We start from the raw sequence: 19,564 nt of genomic DNA, 5'->3' as shown, positions 1-19,564 counted from the left end.
CTGAGGCAAACTACTATCGGCAACTTGAAACGGTTGCCGCTGAACCGGCATTAACTTAAACCAACCAGCCTCCACGATTCCCGGGGCGGTTCAGGGGGAGGAAGGCAGACAAACGTTAGTGCCCGACCACGTAACGCGGAGCTGGCGTATTGTTGGAAAATTGGGCTGCCAGCGCACCACGAGCCGCCTCGAGTTGGTCCCATGCACCGATTGCATGCAACGACGGAATCGTCACAAGTTCGCCGAGATCGAAACCCTTCAATGCCGCGTCCACCATATCGGAAGCAGACATAACAATTTCCTTCGGAAGGTTTTCCATCGGAAGGCCGCCGATCTCCCAAAACTCCGTCGCCGTTGCGCCGGGCAACACCGCCTGAACTCGCACCCCTTTGTCGGCCAGTTCGTGGTGCAGCGATTGGCTCAGCGCCAGAACAAACGCCTTGCTACCGCCATAGACGCCGTTAAGCAGTTCGGGGGTGATAGCGGCAATAGATGCAATGTTGATAATCGCTCCGGCGCCGCGCGCCGCGAACTGCGGGGCTGCCGCGTAAGTCAGACGCGTCAATGCCGTGACGTTGAGCTCGATCATCTTTGTCATGGCATCGGCGTCGCTGTCTAGCAGCGGCTTATGTGTGCCAACGCCAGCATTGTTCACCAGCAGGGTGATGTTCGCGTCTTCTCTAAGCTTCGTCTCGACAAGCGCGAGTGAGTTGCGATCACCGAGGTCTGCGACGACGGTCTGGATCGCTCGCCCACTCTCATTGCCAATGCGCTTTGCCAGCAGGTCAAGCCTTTCGCGATTGCGTGCAACAAGAATCAAGTCGTAGCCGCGTCGGGCGAGACGCTCTGCATAAACAGCGCCGATGCCGGACGAAGCGCCCGTGATCATCGCGGTACCTGGTTGTGCTTGTGCCATGACGTTTTCTCCGTGAAGTTCAATGGGGTTAGACAGCAACGAGGCGTGCATAGAAGCGAGAGACGCCGTGCCCAGAGCTGTCTTTATCTGGTGCGTCGAAGTCTATTGGCCCATGACCGCGCGGATCAACAGGTCGCGAGCATAAAGAGAATTCAGTCTCTCTGAAGACTCAAACGAAATTGGAAGAATCCGGTGCGATGTAAAAGAGAGGGAGTCGATGTCTATGGCACGTCGAAGAAGTGTCTACGTGAAGGATCCTTTGAGGTGCCGTAGAACTTTCTCGAGATTGGAAAACACGCGTCTACATTCACTACCTCGAAATCTCTGAAGGCTGTATTCGGCGCTGAGCCATTGAGCGTGGTTATCGACATGCGTACCATTTCGTCGGGCATCAACACCCTCCGCCTGCCAAGTTTCACACCTCAAACATCGGAGCCTCAAATGAAGAAGTCGCTTGCTTCCATCTTGTATGTGACCTACCTCGCATTCGGCATTCCGGCTCATGCTGCCGAAGAGACCTACTCGCCGCCGGTTGCAACGCATGTCGCGAGCCAAGACACCGCGAAGAGCCAAAAGAAGGCACAGCATGCAGCCGATCGCGCCCTTGCCAAAAAAGTGCGCTCAGCACTGACAAAAACGAAGGGACTGCAAACCATCAACATCACGGTCCTGGCGCGACATGGCGTAATCAGCTTGACCGGAAATGTCCCGGACAACGAACAGGTCCAACTTGCGGGCGACACCGCAACCAAGATTGCAGGCGTGACTTCCGTCACAAACAACCTTGTGACGGGAGAAGCAGGGAATTAAAGGCGGTTAATGTCGGGGGTCTCGGGCGTGCGAGTGCGTTCGCCCCCCGACCCTCGCATGCCATCTACTCAGATCGGATGATTGAGAATGCAGATGTGAAAGAAACTGTTTTCGTATTTTTTTGAAAATCAGATCGAGCTTATCGTGGAGTTGGGCCTTATCATTCCGCAACGGCGCCCAGAACCTGGAAGCATCCCCACTCTCCACTGATTAAACGCTCCAGAAGCGCGAAGCATGAGTACTCACCTTCCTCAGACCCTCCTGACACCCGAAGGCAAGTCTCACGACACCCTCAAGCAGACTCGAACCCGTCTTACCTCGACGAATATCGTTGGTCTCGTCCTGGCAAACACCGTCGAGTTTTTCGACTTCTTCATTTATGCGATGTTCGCGGGCTATATCGGCCGCGCGTTTTTCCCACAAGGAACGTTATTCGACGGCCTCCAGTTTTCACTCGCCACATTTGCAGCTGGGTATCTATCACGCCCTCTTGGCGCGCTCACCCTAGGCCGCTACGCTGATCGTCGCGGACGCAAAAAAACAGCGTTACTTACGGGGAGCCTGATCACTCTCGGCAGCCTCGCGATTGCCGTAGTGCCATCCTTCGATGCGGTTGGTCTGCCATCGTCGTTGATCGTCCTGCTTTGCCGGATGATCCAGGGATTTGCAATTGGCGGGGAACTTGGCGCGGTTACTGCGCTCCTGGTCGAGCGCGGACCAGCCGGTCGGCCCGCAATGGGAGCTGGATACCAGATGGCGGCCCAAGGTGCAGCACAGCTGCTCGCCGGTATTTTGGGCCTGGCACTTGTGGAATATCTTCCCGCAGCCGATCTCCATGCGTGGGGCTGGCGATTGCCGTTTGCATTCGCCGCGGCTCTTCTACCGGTGCAGTTTTATCTACGGCGGTCGATAGAGGAAGTCATCCCGTCGCCCGAACCGGATCCGCGATCAGCTACAAGCGACACTCGAAGCTGGATCAAGCCCTCGTTATGCTCCGTTGGAATGATCTTTGGCGGCACAGTCCCGACCTTCGTCGTGATCTATATCGCGGCCTTTGGGCTTTCAGGAGCATCGCCATCACCATCATTCTCGTTCGCCATGGCATCTGCCATCGGTGCTGCGACCTTGCTGGCATCGCTGATCGGCGCCGCACTGGCAGACAAGATCGGCACAGGCACGATGATTGTCATCGCCCGGACCGCCACGGCAATCGCCGTCTATCCCGTCTTCGCACTGCTTTCAGGACGTGACTCCCAGATCATCAGCGTGATTGCCATTTCAACTGTCGCGGCTCTGTCTGCGCTCGCCGGCGGCCCCACGCTCGCGTTTATCCTTCGGAAGTTTCCTGCGCGGCACAGGGCGACAGGTCTCGCCTTCTCGTACGCAACTGGCGTCGCCATATTTGGAGGCACAACCCCGCTAATTGCGTCTGCTATCGTACATACAACAGGATCCGGTGAAAAAACAGCCTGGTATGTCATATTTGCATCGGTCGTCGCGCTGATCGCGCAACGATACCTTCGACGGGCACCCGATTACGAGATGCAATAGCAGGCAAAAGGTAACGACCAAAGGTATTGCTCTCACGCAGCTAAACCGATGGCTAACGGGCCGCGCTGTGCGATTCGGATATGGGTAGTGTGAAGAAGAAACTGGTCCCGAATCCAGGCTTGCTATCCACCCAGATACGGCCTCCATGGGCTTCGACGATAGAGCGCGCAACGACAAGTCCCATTCCCATGCCGGACGCCTTGGTTGTAAAGAATGGCTGGAAAAGTGACGAAAGCGTTTCCTCAGTCATACCGGCTCCAGAATCTCTCACTTCAAACAGCGCCTCATCCGAACTGGTTTTGCTTGCAACTACAGTGAGCCGCCGTTCGTCGCCTTCGGCCGAGTCGATCGCATGAACTCCGTTCAAGAGCAGATTTGCAAGAACCTGCTGAATCTGAAGAGGATCAGCGAAGATCGAGAGTTCCGCATCCAGATGCCTGTCGATAACGACTGCTTTTGAATTTGCCTCCGGCGAGATCAAAAAGGACGCAGCTTCTACAACGCCACCTGCTGATGACAAGACGGAATGAACTGGAACCTTGCCGAGAAAGCCACGGATCTTCTTGCAGATTTCGGTCGCATCTCGCGCCCAACGCGCTGAGTCCCGGATAGCCTCGGTAGCCTGTCCAATATTTGGCGAGTCGCTCTGAAGCCAACGCAACGCGGCGTCTGCAGAGGTGCGTGTGGCCGAAAGCGGTTGGCTGATTTCGTGCAGAATTGAGGCTGCTACTTCGCCGAACAACGAGACGCGCGCTGAACGCGCCATTTCAGCTCGCATCGCTTGCATGCGATCGCTGCTCTCTTTTTGTGCGGTGACGTCAAACCCGTAGAAACAGAGCCGACGATATCCATCCTCATGCCTGGGTAAGGAACATCGCCATACGATCGGCACCCGCTTTCCAGAAAACGTAACCAGAGTGCGCTCGCCTTGACACGCATCACGTCCTTCGAACATCGCTCGATAGACCGCAATATTGCTCGTGCGATCGGCTGGAAGGAGTTGTTTTGCGCGTTCGAAAAAGGCGGTTCTCGTTCCCGCTTCGAATAGGTCCACAACCGCGTCATTGGCTTCGACGAAAGAGTGCAGCGCCCTCAATTCAGCCACCGCATGTGGATGCGAGTCGAACCAAAAATCGAGATTCGTTACGCCACTGCGGCGTAAATCCATGATCGCCCGATAAACGCCCGACCAGTCTTCAACCATAATCGGAATCGGCGCCGAAAGAAAGAGCTGATAGTTGGACAGGTCGAATTGCAACGATCTCCCTTCCTCAAATCGTTCATCATCGTGGGAGGGAGAGAAATTCATCTTGGGCGTCCGCAAAGGAGATATCAGGCGATGGAATGAATTAATGTCGGCACACACAATTTTCCACGCGGGAAAAAGAATACTCCGCACCAAAGCACAGCCCTCACTATACCTTAGGATAGTGCCTTCCCGCTCGGTCACAAGTTAGTCTGCGCTATATGAAGCCACGCCTAGTCAAACCTCGATTCTGAGGTGGGCGTTTGCGAGAAAATTCGTGCCTCCAAAAAACGTTTGCGTAATTGATGACGAAACCTCGATCCGGCTGTCGACCACGGCGCTGGTACGCTCGCTTGGTCACGACGCGCATGCCTTTGACTCCGCAGAGGCGTACCTGACCTCCGAGATCAAGAACTCGGTCGACTGCATCGTGTGCGACGTCCGAATGCGGGGAATGTCCGGCACCGCCCTGCTCACACAGCTACGCATAACGGGAGCGCGCACGCCCTTCATTTTCGTATCTGGCAACCTGACGGCACGTGACCGCCTGATTGCAGCTGAATACGCCGCGGCGATCCTCGAAAAGCCGATCGACCCCGACGATCTCGTTGCCCTGATTGTCGAGGTATTGAGATAGGTCCATAAAACCTTATCACATCGCCAAAATCACAGCTCATTGTCAATTTTCATACCAATGTCGACCCAGCTTTTTCGGTCGATATATCTATACAAAGGTATAGGCGGACATGGCCACCGGTTCGATGGAATTCCGAAAAACCGACAAATAGAATGAGCGAACCAAATTCCGGTTGACCTTCGGCGGATTGAAAAATGGATCGTTTCTTACACGCAATGTCGGTTTTCGTGCATGTCGCCCGCTTAGGTAGCTTCACTTCTGCAGCGGAAGCTCTCGGTGTCGCCACGGGGTCTGTAAGCACAGTCGTCCGTCAACTCGAATCGTATCTCGACGTAGCGTTGCTGCACCGATCGACTCGTGCGATGCGCGTTACCGCCGATGGTGCACGCTACTACGAACACTGCGTAAGGGTCCTCGCTGAAATTGACGACATGACCCAGGCACTGAGAAGCACCCGTCATTTCGCCCAAGGGCGTCTTTGCGTCGACATTGATCAAGAGGTAGCTTGTGTGCTGCTCCCTGAGATATCCGAATTCAGCGAAGCCTATCCCAATGTTGAGTTGAAGATCGCCGTTGGAGGGGAGCCCGATGGACTGATTAGCAACGGGGTCGACTGTGCAATCGTCGTAGGCAATCTTTCTGACTCTTCGTTCAAATGTCGCCACCTGGGCGTAGTGAGGACGGTAACCGTTGCCAGTCCGGGTTACCTAGCGAAACGTGCAATCCCAACCAGTCCAGAGGCGCTCAGAGATCACGATGTCGTGCATTACTCGCCGCGTCGTTTTGGCATTCCCAGACCTCTTCGGTTCGCAGGAGATAGAAGCGATGTGGCCGTCAAGGCCACCGAACGGATCTGCCTGAATGATGCTGCAGCGGTCCTCCATTGCGTGCTTGGCGGCGCGGGACTGGCGCAGGTCTCCGAACCTATTGCGCTACCGCACCTGCGTTCTGGGCAACTCAAAGAAGTGCTCGCCCATCATCGTCCAACCGCATCGCCGATTTCCTGCGTCTATGCAAATCAACGACATGTGTCGATGGCACTGCACGCGTTCATGGACTGGGCGACCGCAAGCCTCAAATCCCACGCGCATCGACGTAATACTGCGCCACACGAATTGAGCCGTGATGAAATTCAACGGCAAGCGTGTCACGTCGCATCAGCTGATCAGCCTTCGAGGCTATCGTCTTTCGCCACGTCAGCGACTGAAATTGCAGCCTGACATAACACCGCCAAGTTGTTGTCTCTTTTTTGGAGCGCACGGTGCTGGAAACACAAGAACACATTGTCCAGCGGGCACTAGTGAGCCTGCTGTTGCCGACCACCATCACAGCAACCAACGATGCCTATGACCGTGAACTGAGGATACATGTGCGTCGACGCGGGGTTTCGTCACGACAAGTCGCCGTCACGCCATCCCAGACGCCTCCGCGCCGCGTGACAGTACTCGACAAGCCTTCTTCTCACGCACTGACGGTGCTCTGGAGTGACGCGTGCTCCGGGCATTACGGAGAGCAAACTTGGCGGCTTGCTTACGCCAAGCGAGATGCCCTATGTGTTTTGACAGGCACCCCTATTTTTAAGGGCGACGAGGTATTTCGCCCTCGAGTTAAACGGAACGCTTTACCCGCAAATTGGGACCGAATGATACTAGCAAGCAAAATCAGTTTTTAAGGACGAGCAATTTATCTTCCAATCAACTAGCCCTAATATCTGTTTACTTAAATTAGTACAACCAATGGACAATTCATGAAGAAGATCTTTTCTGCGATGCCACTTGCACTGGCGCTCGCCAGCTCAGTCTGCACCACCACGGCATGGGCCGATCCGATCCTGGAACAGGGAACTCGCGAATTCGTCGATGCGTTGACGGCCAAGGGCGGGCCGCCAATTTATACGCTGTCGGCAGGCGATGCACGCAACGTACTACTGGGCGCGCAAAGCACCCCAGTTCCCAAGCTCCCGGCACGTGTCGAAGATCGCACCTTTCCCGTTGGGCCTACCGGTGACGTGAAGGTCCGCATCATCAAGCCGGCGAAGAAATCCGCTGCTATGTTGCCCGTCGTGATGTACTTCCATGGCGGCGGCTGGGTGCTGGGTGATGCAGCAACGCATGACAGACTGGTGCGCGAGATCGCTAATGGCTCAGACGCAGCAGTGGTCTTCGTCGATTATGATCGCTCGCCTGAGGCCCGCTACCCCACCGCCATCGAGCAAGCGTACGCAGCAACTGCCTACGTAGCGCAACACGGAAAGGAGCTGGGCGTCGATCCTCAGCGGATGGCACTCGCGGGCGACAGCGTCGGCGGCAATATGGTGGCCGCAGTGAGCATTCTCGCCAAACAACGCCATGGCCCGCAGTTCCGGTTCCAGGTTTTGTTCTATCCGGTCACCGATGCGAACTTCGAGGACGGCTCGTACCAGGAGTTTGCCCAAGGTCCGTGGCTCACCAAGAACGCGATGAAGTGGTTCTGGGATGCATATCTGCCCGATGCATCCAAGCGTAAGGAAATCACGGCGTCGCCGCTGCAGGCCACGACCGCAGATCTTCAGGGTCTGCCGCCCGCACTCGTGATTACTGACGAAAACGACGTCCTGCGAGATGAAGGCGAGGCGTACGCGCACAAGCTCATGCAGGCTGGCGTGGACGTTACTGCGGTGCGTTACCTCGGCAGCATTCACGACTTCGTTATGCTCAACGCGCTGTCAAATACACCAGCCGCGCGCGCAGCGATTGGACAAGCCAACGCGATGCTGCGCCGAGAACTTCACAAGTAACATGCGAGCGTCAAAGCGGCGACGTCAAACGTCGCCGCTCGCTCCTCAACTAGCCATCCCGGCCAGAATTCAACACCAAGGAGAGATTCTCATGACACGATTGACAACGCTTAAGCCAGGCGAGGCTACCGGTGAAGCCGCGGCGATATTCGGCCAGATCAAGGCCTCGCTCGGAAAAGTCCCCAACGCATATGCCACCATCGGCACGCACAGCCCGCAAACACTTTCGGCGATGCTGAATGTCGATGCTGTGATCTCAGCAAGCTCACTTGAAGCTGCGGACGTCGAAGCGATTCGCCTTGCCGTCAGTGCCCTGTCCGGATGCGACTATTGCCTTGCTGCACACACGATGCTTGGCAAAATGGCTGGCCTCAAGCCCGATCTCATGAAGAATATCCGCGCTGGCCAAGGGGTAGGAGACGCTCGCCTGGATGCACTGCTTATATTCGTACGAACTGTGGTCGCGAGTCGCGATACCGTCCCTGCGAATGTCCTGGACGCACTGCTTTCAGCAGGTTACAGCGAGCGCCAGGTGGTCGAGATTCTCCTGGTCATTACTTCGATCACCTTTACCAACCTGGTAAACCGTGTCAACGACACGGCCCTCGATTTTCCAAAGATCGATTGATACAGGTGTCATCGCACTAAACGTGCCGCTCACGGTATCTCTGCGTATCCTGTCCGAAATCATGACGCTTTTCGTCGCGCAATCTTGCCTGGATTACAGTCCGGCTACATGTTGATTCGTGTACCATCAACTGGCCGTGGAGCTGGCACGTTTCAATCGCTTTCGCAGTGCCACACCGTGCTTGCGTATGTCTCTCGCCCGCGTTCCGCAATCCTCAAAGAATGCGCCTGTGGAGTTTGTGCGATGTCATCCGGTCCAGGAAGGTTAGAATTCGTCTCGACCGTTTATATCGTTGACGATGACGAAGGTATTCGATGCTCGCTTTCACATCTTCTTCTCTCTGTCGGCCTAAATGTTCAGTCCTTCGCGAGCACCGCGGAATTCAGGGCGACCTCATTGGCCGACGCTCCCTGCTGTCTATTGCTGGACATCCGGCTTCGCGGAGAGAGCGGCCTCGCATTTCAACAACAAGTAGCCGATCGACCTGATATCCCTATTATTTTCATTACTGGTTTCGCAGATGTTGATATCTGCAAACGGGCAATGAAAGGCGGCGCATTCGATTTTCTGGTGAAGCCATTCTCTGATCAGGATGTCATCGATGCGGTCAATGGCGCGCTCGTCATCGATCAGAGACGGCGTGAGCGGATGCAGACTCAGACAGCACTCACATGCGCGTATGAGCAATTGACCCGCCGCGAGCGTGAGGTACTCGCATACGTTGTAAGTGGAGCACTGAACAAGCAAATTGCGGCATGGCTGGGAGTCAGCGTAATTACAGTGAAGTTGCACCGCGCAGCTGTCATGAAAAAGATGAATGCTTCTTCCCTCGCAGATCTCGTGAGAAAAACGGGGGCACTAGACATTCAGTTGCCAGTCATGCCAGAGAGCTGATCGCGGGATCGTCAGCAGCACGTCTGGCACGATTGCGACGTTCCATGGACGTCGACAATAATAAAATTATTACAAAGACCGCTTCAGCGTATTTGCGCAAACGGGAACATCTTTCTTTGCTTCAATGATCGGGGAAACGCTTTGGATTTGAACGCTACGAGATCAACCGCCTCCGTGGCGACGGAGAGAATGGAGGACGGGATTCGGGAAGAGCGCATCTCCAACCGTCGCTCGCTGCTGGCCACGTTGGACATCGCCTGAATCGCGTTCATCAGGAGATTGATAATGACTTGTTGCAGTTGCACGCGGTCCCCGCAAACGGGCAACGTTGTCGCGTACGATTGAGACACCTCTATGCTGTGGCTCTGTAGTTCGCGACGTACCAGACCGACGGACTGTTCAACCACTTCGTTAAGATCAAGTACAACGGCGTCCGGATCGCGCCGCTTTGCCATGCTCCTGATCTGGCGAATAATTTCCGTCGCGCGCCTCGCGTCGTGAGTGATTTGCTCTATGCCGAAGCGCACTTCATCCAGATCGGGCACCTCGCGATTTAGCCATCGCAGCCCTGCTTCGCCTGCCGTAACGATCGCGGCCAGCGGCTGCGTAACCTCATGGGCGATGGACGCAGCCAACTCCCCAAGCATCGTGATGCGCGTAACGTGAGCCAGCTCTGCTCTAGACTTCTCCAAGGCGAGTTCGGCGCGACGACGCTCTTCGATATCCGTATTTACGCCGTACCATCTCAGGATCCGCCCATCGGCATCTCGCAATGGCGCCGCGCCAATAATCATGTAGCGATATTCACCGCTCGTCAGCTGCACCCTCGCGCTGATCTCAAAACTCTCACCGGTCATCAGCGCATTTCGCCACTCGATCTCGAAAGCGTCGAAGTCGTCTGGATGCAAAATGTCACGCCATTCAGCTCCGTCATCACCAACGTCTACGCCAAAGTCGGACCATCGCTGATTGCGATAAAAAAGGCGGCCGGCATCCGACGCACTCCAGACCATTGCCGGAATCGCATCGACTATGGAAGCGAGCTCTTCCTTTTGACGCCGCAATTCACTTTCAAGAGACTTTGCCTGAGTAACGTCGCTGTCCGTTGAAAGTATCGCAACAGGTTGCCCCCATTTGTCACGCGAAACGTTCCAGCGGCTCGATACAACGACCGAGCGGCCATCTCTCGCCTTCCTGGTTAGCTCACCTTTCCAGCCACTACTTTCCAGAGCGCCCTTAACGAGCTCCGAAATCGGAAGCGTAGAGTCGGTCTTTGTCAGCTCATGGATATCCTTTCCCAACACCTCCGGTTCGTGCCAGCCATACAGGCGCTGCGCGCCTTGACTCCAGAACGTAATGCGACCTTCAAGGTCATAGCCGACGATTGCATCATGGGTGAGATTCAGAAGATCAACCTGCTTTTGCAACGTAGCCTTGCTGCTTTGATTGCGCAGTGCCAGAGCAGATACAGTGATGATCGCAATCACACTGACCACACACCGGGCGAGCGACGCTGGTGCAATCTGATCGCCTGGTGCCAGCAAAAATCCGATTATTGTTAGCGAGACGCATGTCCAGGCTGCGGCGACCGTCAACAGCTGCGAAGCCACCGATGCAACCATCAATACAACGACGACGTACAGAACGGCGACCGCGACGTTGACGGGCACCATCACATCGATCGCAAACACTACGATGCCCAACACCATCGCGATCGAATAGATCAGCCGTTGCTGTTTCATCGCCGTTCGCTCGATTTCGCTCGGGGACTTGACATGACCATCATCGGCACTGCTGGGCCGCGCCCCTTTTGTATCGGCTTGCCGTGTTTGCAGACGATCAATATCCATAGGCTAATCTGGTAGTAGAGGCGTATTGGTTCATCAACATCAGTCGTCATCCGAAACGAGTTCATCCAAACGCTGTTGAATCTTGGCGGGGTCAATCGGCTTGTTGAACACGCAGATTGCGCCGAGCTTTTGCGCCTGGCTGAACGTCGCCACGGATGGAAACGCCGTTATGAAGATGATGGGCGGGGCGGGCCCGCGCCGGAGAAGGATTTCATACATCTCCAGCCCTGTAATGCCCCCCATTTGCACATCCGAAACAATGCAGGCAACGTCCACAACCGTGTCGGCGTCCAGAAATGCCTCTCCGGATTCATAGACCCGAACCTCCCACCCCAACGATCTGAGCAAGCTTCTGGTTGCGTTACGCAGCGACCGATCGTCGTCCACGATCGAAACAACACCTGGATTAGGCATACAACATGGTCCTTGACCAATAGTTCATTTGGTATCAAACATAATCGCGTGCAAAGTCGAGGTCCGAGCGCGATCCTATGCTCCAGACGTGCGCGAGCAAACTATACTTGTGTATAGGCACACCTATGCTCCGAGTCAGGTTTGCGGAGTATGGTTGGTTCAAGCGTTCGCGACGAACGTGCTAACGCGCTCCAAAGCTCTCGACGGAACTCGTAGTGGAAGATGGCGACCTTCGGGGCCCCAATACGGCTTGCCCATCAGCGATGTGTCGACCACAGTCGCGGCACGCACGTCAGCTTCCGGTCTCAGTTGAAGCTTTCCGTGGATCCACTCAATAAACGCGCGAATCGACATCGGGACTTGCCGCCGATCGGCATACAGCACTGAAATAGGCAACGGGGATGGTGCGTAGTTGTCCAGAATGCGGACAAGCCGTCCAGCTGCGAGATCTTGTGTGACCATCCTCTCGCAAACCTGCGCAATGCCGAATCCCTCGACGGCATATCTCACGGCGGAGCGTGCATCTGCAACCGATATTTTCTCGGATAAACGGATTCTGGTTTCAGCACCGTCTAGTGAGTATCGAAACTCGCGGGCGGGGCCAAAGCGACGAGGACTGTAGTGGATAACCTCAAGGTGCTGAAGATCCTCAGGTTTAGCCGGAAATTGGACTGTCGCCAGATATGCTGGGCTTGCCACAGTTATGGCGCGAAACTCCCCCACGCGCCGGCTGCGCAGCGACGAATCAGCAAGATTCCCGACTACTACTGCGCAGTCAACTCCATTCGCAATCAAACCATCTGGTTCACCGCCAACGTCCACCCGCAAACCAACCTCTGGATAGGACGATCTGAATGTGGGCATGAGAGGCAGGATACAGTCGGCAACTTCCTGATCAACATCAACTGAGAGCCGCCCCCGTGCGACCCTGCCGGCTCCGTTGAGGTGCTGCGCCATTTCCTCGATTTCGCCGAGAATGCGCTCACAGTGCTCCTGATACTCATCGCCTTCCCTGGTCGTACGTACACAACGCGTTGAACGCTGGAGAAGGGTCACGCCGAGATGCCCTTCTAACTGTCGAATAAGTGTACTAGCGGAAGCCGCACTGATCCCCAACGTTTCGGCCGCTGCAGTAAAGCTTCCAGTACGTGCGACATGGCTAAACACCGACATAGCGTGCAAAGTGCGATCCATAGCGTTCTCCGTAATCGTTGCGTGATGAGACTTCGGAAAGAGTCTAATAAAGGCACACGACTCGTAATATCAGATGCTCGGAAACACGTCTTATACGATGGTGTTATCCGATGCAGCACAGTCGTTGATCAAGAGCGTCGAAGTTAAAAATGTCGCCACCGTCGGATGTCGATTCAATGCAATAGCAAGGCCATGTAGCAGGTGATAGGAGCGATTGCGAAGCCAAGCTGACCGCTTCGGGGAAGCAATGCCAAGCTGGTGTCTTGTTCGGGCTGGGGCAGTTCGAGCCCGCTCCGCGGCCGCCATGGGCTGACAGAGGTCCGCCAATCGCAGGAGTAAATTTGAAACACGGTCTGAGCTTCCCCTAAAATTTCGCCTTCCAGCAGGTCGCGTATAAACTCGACCCAAAGGAAGGAAAGTAGAGATGTTCAAGGTACCGCACCAGGTGTACACGGCGGAGTTCAAGGAAGCCGCCGTACAACGAGTCAAGGACGGGCAAGGCCTGAGCGCCGTATCCCGGGAATTGGGTATGTCGACGCAGACCCTGCGCCACTGGCTGAAGGCCTCGGAGGCCGGCAAGCTCAATGGTCCGGGGGCGAAAGTCATTACGGCGGAGCAAATGGAGCTCTCGCGGCTGCGAGCGGAGAACAAGCGCTTGCAGATGGAGCTGGAAATCGCAAAAAAAGCGGCGGCGCGTTCAACCGGGCGTTGCAACACCTTCTGGTCTAATGTCGGCCCAGGAGGAAAGGTAGGTGAATCAAGAACGAAGATGCGGGCTATCGCCTGCACAAATGACGTTGTTGTGGCAGAGATGGAAAGATGGTGAGTCGTTGAGTGACATCGGCCGCTCGTTAGGTAAGGATGCGGCGTCGATTCACGCGATCGTGCGACCGCACGGCGGCATCATCCCGAAGGTAAGGAAACGGTCGGCCAAAGTGCTGACGCTTTCCGAGAGAGAAGAAATTTCGCGCGGCATCCATGTAGACTTTTCAATCCGTCAGATTGCGGCAAACCCAGGTCGATCGCCGTCGACGGTCAGTCGTGAAGTGGCACGGCATGGCGGCCTGAGCAAATACAGGGAGGCGCTGGCTGACGCAAGCGCCTGGGATAGAGCCAGGCGACCAAAACCCTGCCGCCTTGCCGTCAACGCCAAACTGTGTCGGCTAGTCGCTAGAAAGCTGCAACTGAAATGGGCGCCACAGCAGATCGCCGGCTGGCTGAAGCAGCAATATCCCGATGATGAAACAATGCAACTGTTACACGAAACGATTTACCGAAGTTTGTTCATTCAGGCTCGTGGCGTGCTGAGAGCGGGACTGATGAAGCATCTGCGCACGCGCCGGATGATGCGACGTTCGAAGAAAGCGTCAGCAAAGGGACAACCGCGCTGACAGATCATCGATGCGATATCAATCCGCGAACGACCTGCAGAAGCCGAAGACCGGGCTGTCCCGGGGCACTGGGAAGGCGACTTGCCGAGCGGTTCGAACAATACGCACATTGCGCCCCTGGTAGAACGTCATTCGCGCTTCACCATCCTCGTGAAGGTAAAGGGCAAGGACACGGAAAGCGTCGTATCTGCCCTGAGTAAACAGGTTCGCAAACTGCCTGCGGAACTCCGCCAATCAGTCACATGGGATCGGGGTATGGAACTCGCACAGCACAAGCAATTCACAGTCGCGACCGACGTGCAGGTATACTTCTGTGACCCTCAGAGCCCGTGGCAGCGAGGCACGAACGAGAATACCAATGGACTGCTCCGGCAGTACTTCCCCAAAGGCACAAGTCTGGCCGGTTACTCGCATGGCGATCTGAACAAGATCGCTTTGCGGCTGAATCAACGACCCAGAAAGACGTTGGGCTTCATGACACCTGCAGATACACTAAACGCCAGCTTGGGTGTTGCATTCACCGGTTGAACGCGCCACAGCTTCTTAAGCTTGGCAACACGCTTTCGAGCGAGCCCAAGCTCTTCTGCAATGGGAGAGGCGTCATGCTCCACAAACAACTCGTCAAGCTTGTACTGGTCCGAGCAATAGAGCAAGAGGGCACGCTCGATCGGCACTATGCTGCATGAAGCGTGCTCACACTTCGGCAAACTCTGTGCTCCCGAGCAGAGTATGCGACGCTGCGCCTTCTAACCCCTCCCGTCTGCGCGAACGCCAGCCCGCATGTTCTGCGCGCTCATGCTGGCACCACAATAGCCGCAATACGTCACGCGGAGTCCGGTAATGACACTTGGAAGCTCACCTTTCGCAGGGCGTCGACCGCGTTGATCTGCTTGCTACTGAAGGTCAGAAAATTCAGTCTCAGAGAGTAATGGTGGATAATATTTCGGGAGCTCGATTGTTTCGCCATCGAGTTTTATCGTACGAACACCGATGAGAGTCCGTTGGCGTAAGAGTTGATTGACGCGACTCTCATTGCTTAACCCTGGCGGTACACGACCGCCCTCAGCAGCAACCCGTTCGAGTGCCCGCTGGAGCACCATAACCACCCCGATAGTATTCAAGAACCTTCCTCACCGCCTTGGCTACCTCTGGAATCAATTCGAAGCCTCGTACCTTGTCATAACGAATCCAGTTCGGATCAGCTCCAGGTGCGACCTTGCCTCTGTAGTTGCCATCGAGTCAAGCAGCGGCTTTGATTCTGATGGCGTCTTTGACGCGTGCGGCCTTGCTGCTACTTTCTTCGTTAGCGCGCAAGGCGGCTCCGAGCGCCATGAAGAAAATGCCCAGATTTTTCTTTACCGTTTCGCGGTTGTATTCGACGCTGCTTTCACCTGTCGTCACTACCGTGATGCCAGACATCACGATACTCGTCAGTAGGTTTTGCGCAATGATCGGCTTCGCGCGCGATAGGCGGTCAAGTGACTCGACAATCAGCACCGACCCCGCTGGCACTCGCCCATCTTCAACTGCTCTTAGAAACGTCCCTAAAGCACCCTTTTTTACGTTTCGTTGGTGATAAGCCGAGAGTCCTTTGTCATGCAGGGTAACTGACGTACAAGGACTAGGCCACGTGCTTGCGCCCACCTGGAGGCCGATTCGGCTTGGCGCGCAATACTGCTCCCTTGAGCTTGCTTCGGGTCACTAAAGCGAAGATAGCTATATACCCGCGGAGCCTCTTTCTTGACCTGTCCCCTGCATCAAAACGTCGTGCTTCGATGATAAATCGGGTTATACAAAGAAAGCTCAGTGCCTGCATGGCGGCGCGGTTCGTGAGTGTTTTGTTGCGCGTCAGCTCCACAATATATCCGGTTCGCCGCGCATTGAGCGTGACACATGTGCGCCGTCACACAGATGTCACGCGCGCGCGAAGCAAGATGTCATCGCAACGACATTTTTCTGTTAGTCCATTGACGTTTTTCGGTGTCCCGAAACGACTCGACCTGTTTAGTCGTCTAGACGTTGCGACAGCTTCACTCAACCGTCACAGTCGCTTCCTAGAATGGCACCGACTCAACCGTGACTCGCGGCGCTCCGCCCGACTCATATGACGAATCGGAATGGACGCCACGATGGACGCGATACGTATCGAACGCCTCTCGAAGACTTTTAGCGGGGGCGCATCCGCAGCAGGCCGCAAGGCGCTCGACGAAATCAACCTGCGTGTGGGCAGCGGCGAAATGGTCGCGCTGATCGGCGCATCGGGGTCGGGCAAGTCCACGTTGCTGCGTCATATCGCAGGTTTCGTGGCCTCCGACCCACAACCTTCGCAAATCGAAATATTGGGCCGACCGATCCAGCAGAACGGCCGCATCGTGCGCGAAGTGCGGCGCATTCGCCGCGACATCGGCTTCGTATTCCAGCAGTTCAATCTCGTGCATCGGCTGAGCGTCGAGACGAACGTGCTGATTGGCGCGCTGGCGCGCCTGCCCTTGTGGCGCCGTCTGACCGGCTGCTTTCCGCGTAGCGAGCGAGAACTGTGCGTCGCGGCGCTCACTGAAGTGGGCATCGGCGACAAAGCCGCGGAGCGCGCCGCCAATCTTTCGGGCGGCCAGCAGCAACGCGCCGCGCTCGCCCGCGCGCTGGTGCAGCGCGCGCGCCTGATTCTCGCCGACGAGCCGATTGCCTCGCTCGACCCGGAATCCTCACGACGCGTGATGGACATGCTGCGCATGCTCAACCGCGATCACGGCCTGACCGTGGTCGTATCGCTGCATCAGGTCGATATTGCCATGCAGTATTGCCCGCGCACGGTCGCGCTGCGCGACGGTCGTGTGGTGTACGACGGGCCGTCCGCTGCGCTCACGCCCGCGCTTTTGCGGCAGCTCTACGGCAGCGCCGCGCGCGAACTGCTCGAACCCGACGCCGCCCACGCGATAACGCAACGCTTTGGCGCCCGGCTCAACACCGCCTGAACCAGCGCTCTCGTTGTTCCGCTCCCGCAAACATTCTCTTTTCCCACGAACCGGATTGCCTCTCACATGAAACTGCTCCGTTCCATGCTGTCCTGGTGCGCCGCCGGCGCCGTTGCTTTCGCCTCGTCAGGCGCAACGGCTGCTCACGCGGAAGACCTGAACTTCGGCATCATCTCGACCGATTCGTCGGCGGTACTCAAACAGCGCTGGCAACCGTTCATCGACGATCTTAACCGTCAGACCGGTTTGCACATCAACGCGTTCTTCGCCACTGACTACTCGGGCATCATCGAAGCGATGCGTTTCAACAAGGTGCAGATCGGCTATTTCGGCAACGCCTCGGCAATGGAAGCCGTGGACCGCTCGAACGGCGAGATCTTCGCCAAGGTGCTCTACGCGAACGGCGACGCCGGCTACAAATCGGTGCTCATCACCAACGTCAACAGTCCGGTGAAGACCATCGACGATGTCTTCAAGCATCCTAAGGATCTGACGTTGGGATGGGGCGATCCTAATTCCACCTCGGGCACGCTGATTCCGGGCTATTACCTGTTCGCGCAGCATGGCCTTGCCGTGAATGCGACGACCTTCAAGACGGTGCTGCCGTCGAGCCACGAAGCGAACCTGCTCGCCGTGGTCAACAACAAGGTCGATATCGCGACGAACAACACCATCGAGCTTTCCACCCTGCAAAAGAAGCATCCGGAGCGTTTTGCGCAGGTGCGCGTGCTGTGGACCTCGCCGCTGATTGCTTCCGACCCGCTGGTGTGGCGCAAGGATCTGCCTGAAGCCACCAAGCAGAAATTGCGCGACTTCTTCTATCACTACGCCAAGACCGATCCGCGCGAAAAGGCCGTGATGGCGTCGATCACCGGTTATGCAGGCTTCGCACCAGCCACCGATGCGCAACTGCTGCCGATCCGCCAGGTTGCCCTGTTCCAGCAGAAGCAGAAGATCACGGCCGACACGCATCTGTCCGACGACGACCGCAAGAGCCAGCTAGCGGCCATCGACGCGAAGATCGGCGCGCTCAACGCCGCAGCCAGACAGTGATGCGTTCGATGGACATCGAGTCAAAAACGGCGCCCCCTCTTTCAGCAAGCGCGGCGGCGACAGCGGCGGCGGCGCGAGGCAAGCGTAGCTGGTCGTCGCTCGCGCTCTGGGCGATTGTGTTCGTGCTGCTTGGCGCGGCGTGGCAGGGCGCGGATATGCGCCCGCTCGATCTGCTCGCCGATTCGTCGAACATGGGCAGCTTTGCACGCGGCTTCTTTCCACCCGACTTCACCGAATGGCGCACTTACGCTCACGAAATGTGGGTGACGGTGGCCGTCGCGCTATGGGGCACGGTGCTCGCCATCGTCTGCGCGGTGCCGTGCGGGCTGATGTCGGCGCACAACCTCGCGCCGGCATGGGTGTTGCATCCCATGCGCCGTTTGATGGACGCATGCCGCGCCATCAACGAGATGGTGTTCGCGATGCTGTTCATCGTCGCGGTGGGGCTTGGGCCGTTTGCGGGCGTGCTGGCCCTGTGGGTGCACACGACCGGCGTGCTGGCCAAACTGTTTGCAGAAGCCGTCGAAGCCATCGATCCACGTCCTGCCGAAGGCGTGCGCGCGACAGGCGCGACGCCGCTCGACGAAATCATCTATGGCGTGCTGCCTCAGGTGATGCCGCTGTGGATCTCGTATGCGCTCTATCGCTTCGAATCCAACGTGCGCTCCGCGATGGTGGTGGGTATGGTGGGCGCGGGCGGCATCGGCGTGGTGCTGTACGAGGAGATCCGCTCGTTCGATTATGCGCAGACCTGTGCGGTGCTCATCATGGTGATCGCCGTGGTGACGGCAATCGATCTGATTTCTGCGCGACTGCGGGCGCGCGTGACCTGATTTTTCAAACCCTATTCAAACGCGATGTGCGAATTACACGGTTTATGCTGTGTGGTTCGCGCATTGTCGCTTTTTGCGTTTCGCTCACTTACTCTATGGCGTCATGCTGGTTGCGCTTGGCATCATGTCTCTGGCGTTTCGGCGTGGTATGCGGTTTTCGGGCGAAAGCGTGCCTTCGGCGCTGATTGCCGGGGATTGAGGCGTTTCTGTTTTTACCCGTTGCGATGGTTTCTGCGCTGCGGGAGATGTCTTCGATTTTTTGCTGTGGTGATTGGGTGGGTTTTTATGAAAGACAGACTTGCCGCGCGGCGGGTGGTGGCTTGTGTGCTTGTTACTTTTGGGGCGGTTTTGATTCGGATTTGAGTTTTTTGGTTTTTTGTAGTTTTTTGGCATTTCCTT

General features: G+C 56.4%; 17 protein-coding genes and 3 pseudogenes. 14 read left to right on the top strand and 6 right to left on the bottom strand.

The window, feature by feature from the left end; all coding sequences use genetic code 11:
• Positions 1-115: 115 nt before the first annotated feature.
• Entirely contained in the window at positions 116-916 is an 801-nt protein-coding gene (locus F4827_RS24555) for an SDR family oxidoreductase (RefSeq protein WP_183733528.1), read from the bottom strand.
• Between the two features lie 441 nt (positions 917-1,357).
• Here F4827_RS24555 and F4827_RS24550 point away from each other — a divergent pair, with 441 nt between their 5' ends.
• Together F4827_RS24550 and F4827_RS24545 are read left to right on the top strand one after the other, a co-directional pair.
• Entirely contained in the window at positions 1,358-1,726 is a 369-nt protein-coding gene (locus tag F4827_RS24550) for a BON domain-containing protein (protein ID WP_183733525.1), read from the top strand.
• A 234-nt stretch (positions 1,727-1,960) separates the two neighbouring features.
• A complete protein-coding gene (locus F4827_RS24545; RefSeq protein ID WP_183733522.1) occupies positions 1,961-3,277 on the top strand; it encodes an MFS transporter in 1,317 nt (438 codons plus the stop codon).
• Between the two features lie 52 nt (positions 3,278-3,329).
• Here F4827_RS24545 and F4827_RS24540 read toward each other — a convergent pair whose 3' ends face one another.
• Positions 3,330-4,586 (bottom strand): sensor histidine kinase, encoded by a 1,257-nt coding sequence (locus F4827_RS24540; RefSeq protein ID WP_183733519.1) that lies wholly within the window; start codon positions 4,584-4,586, stop codon positions 3,330-3,332.
• Positions 4,587-4,800: 214 nt separating this feature from the next.
• Here F4827_RS24540 and F4827_RS24535 point away from each other — a divergent pair, with 214 nt between their 5' ends.
• The 6 genes from F4827_RS24535 (at position 4,801) to F4827_RS24510 (ending at position 9,458) form a co-directional block, all read left to right on the top strand.
• Positions 4,801-5,160, top strand: a complete 360-nt coding sequence (locus F4827_RS24535) for a response regulator transcription factor (RefSeq protein ID WP_183733516.1) — start codon at positions 4,801-4,803, stop codon at positions 5,158-5,160.
• A 194-nt stretch (positions 5,161-5,354) separates the two neighbouring features.
• Entirely contained in the window at positions 5,355-6,380 is a 1,026-nt protein-coding gene (locus tag F4827_RS24530; protein WP_183733513.1) for a LysR family transcriptional regulator, read from the top strand.
• Positions 6,381-6,421: 41 nt separating this feature from the next.
• On the top strand, positions 6,422-6,832 hold the full coding sequence (locus F4827_RS24525) for a DUF3331 domain-containing protein (RefSeq protein WP_311675258.1): 411 nt from the start codon (positions 6,422-6,424) through the stop codon (positions 6,830-6,832).
• Positions 6,833-6,907: 75 nt separating this feature from the next.
• On the top strand, positions 6,908-7,936 hold the full coding sequence (locus F4827_RS24520) for an alpha/beta hydrolase (RefSeq protein ID WP_183733511.1): 1,029 nt from the start codon (positions 6,908-6,910) through the stop codon (positions 7,934-7,936).
• Between the two features lie 91 nt (positions 7,937-8,027).
• On the top strand, positions 8,028-8,564 hold the full coding sequence (locus F4827_RS24515) for a carboxymuconolactone decarboxylase family protein (protein WP_183733508.1): 537 nt from the start codon (positions 8,028-8,030) through the stop codon (positions 8,562-8,564).
• 243 nt (positions 8,565-8,807) lie between these two features.
• Positions 8,808-9,458, top strand: a complete 651-nt coding sequence (locus F4827_RS24510) for a response regulator transcription factor (RefSeq protein WP_183733505.1) — start codon at positions 8,808-8,810, stop codon at positions 9,456-9,458.
• Positions 9,459-9,541: 83 nt separating this feature from the next.
• Here the strand turns inward: F4827_RS24510 and F4827_RS24505 are convergent, their stop codons facing one another.
• The 3 genes from F4827_RS24505 to F4827_RS24495 all read right to left on the bottom strand — a co-directional run bounded on the left by F4827_RS24505 (position 9,542) and on the right by F4827_RS24495 (position 12,916).
• Positions 9,542-11,308: a PAS domain-containing sensor histidine kinase gene (locus F4827_RS24505; RefSeq protein WP_183733501.1), complete on the bottom strand. Its 1,767-nt coding sequence runs from the start codon at positions 11,306-11,308 to the stop codon at positions 9,542-9,544.
• Positions 11,309-11,347: 39 nt separating this feature from the next.
• Entirely contained in the window at positions 11,348-11,722 is a 375-nt protein-coding gene (locus F4827_RS24500; RefSeq protein WP_183733497.1) for a response regulator transcription factor, read from the bottom strand.
• A gap of 159 nt (positions 11,723-11,881) precedes the next feature.
• Positions 11,882-12,916, bottom strand: a complete 1,035-nt coding sequence (locus F4827_RS24495) for a LysR family transcriptional regulator (protein ID WP_183733494.1) — start codon at positions 12,914-12,916, stop codon at positions 11,882-11,884.
• 424 nt (positions 12,917-13,340) lie between these two features.
• Between F4827_RS24495 and F4827_RS24490 the strand changes: the two are divergent.
• A pseudogene (locus tag F4827_RS24490) lies at positions 13,341-13,604 on the top strand (transposase); the annotation flags it as partial.
• Between the two features lie 103 nt (positions 13,605-13,707).
• Positions 13,708-14,835, top strand: a pseudogene (locus tag F4827_RS24485) (IS30 family transposase).
• 711 nt (positions 14,836-15,546) lie between these two features.
• Here the strand turns inward: F4827_RS24485 and F4827_RS24480 are convergent.
• Positions 15,547-15,951, bottom strand: a complete 405-nt coding sequence (locus tag F4827_RS24480; RefSeq protein ID WP_183733491.1) for a recombinase family protein — start codon at positions 15,949-15,951, stop codon at positions 15,547-15,549.
• A 473-nt stretch (positions 15,952-16,424) separates the two neighbouring features.
• On the opposite strand from F4827_RS24480, the gene phnC reads away from it, so the two are divergent.
• From phnC to F4827_RS35510, 4 genes and pseudogenes are all read left to right on the top strand, one after another.
• Entirely contained in the window at positions 16,425-17,279 is an 855-nt protein-coding gene (gene phnC, locus F4827_RS24475) for a phosphonate ABC transporter ATP-binding protein (protein ID WP_183733488.1), read from the top strand.
• A gap of 66 nt (positions 17,280-17,345) precedes the next feature.
• Positions 17,346-18,332 (top strand): phosphonate ABC transporter substrate-binding protein, encoded by a 987-nt coding sequence (gene phnD / locus F4827_RS24470; protein ID WP_183733485.1) that lies wholly within the window; start codon positions 17,346-17,348, stop codon positions 18,330-18,332.
• Between the two features lie 8 nt (positions 18,333-18,340).
• Positions 18,341-19,165 carry a phosphonate ABC transporter, permease protein PhnE gene (phnE, locus tag F4827_RS24465; RefSeq protein ID WP_409258848.1) on the top strand — a complete coding sequence of 275 codons (825 nt, stop codon included), beginning with the start codon at positions 18,341-18,343 and terminating at the stop codon, positions 19,163-19,165.
• Positions 19,166-19,205: 40 nt separating this feature from the next.
• Positions 19,206-19,528: pseudogene (locus tag F4827_RS35510) on the top strand (EamA family transporter); the annotation flags it as partial.
• Positions 19,529-19,564: the final 36 nt, after the last annotated feature.

It is taken from the genome of Paraburkholderia bannensis (genome assembly GCF_014200455.1).
Taxonomy (GTDB): domain Bacteria; phylum Pseudomonadota; class Gammaproteobacteria; order Burkholderiales; family Burkholderiaceae; genus Paraburkholderia; species Paraburkholderia bannensis_A.
The sequence above is the reverse complement of the archived record's forward strand: the minus strand, read 5'-3'. Positions and strand labels throughout refer to the sequence as shown.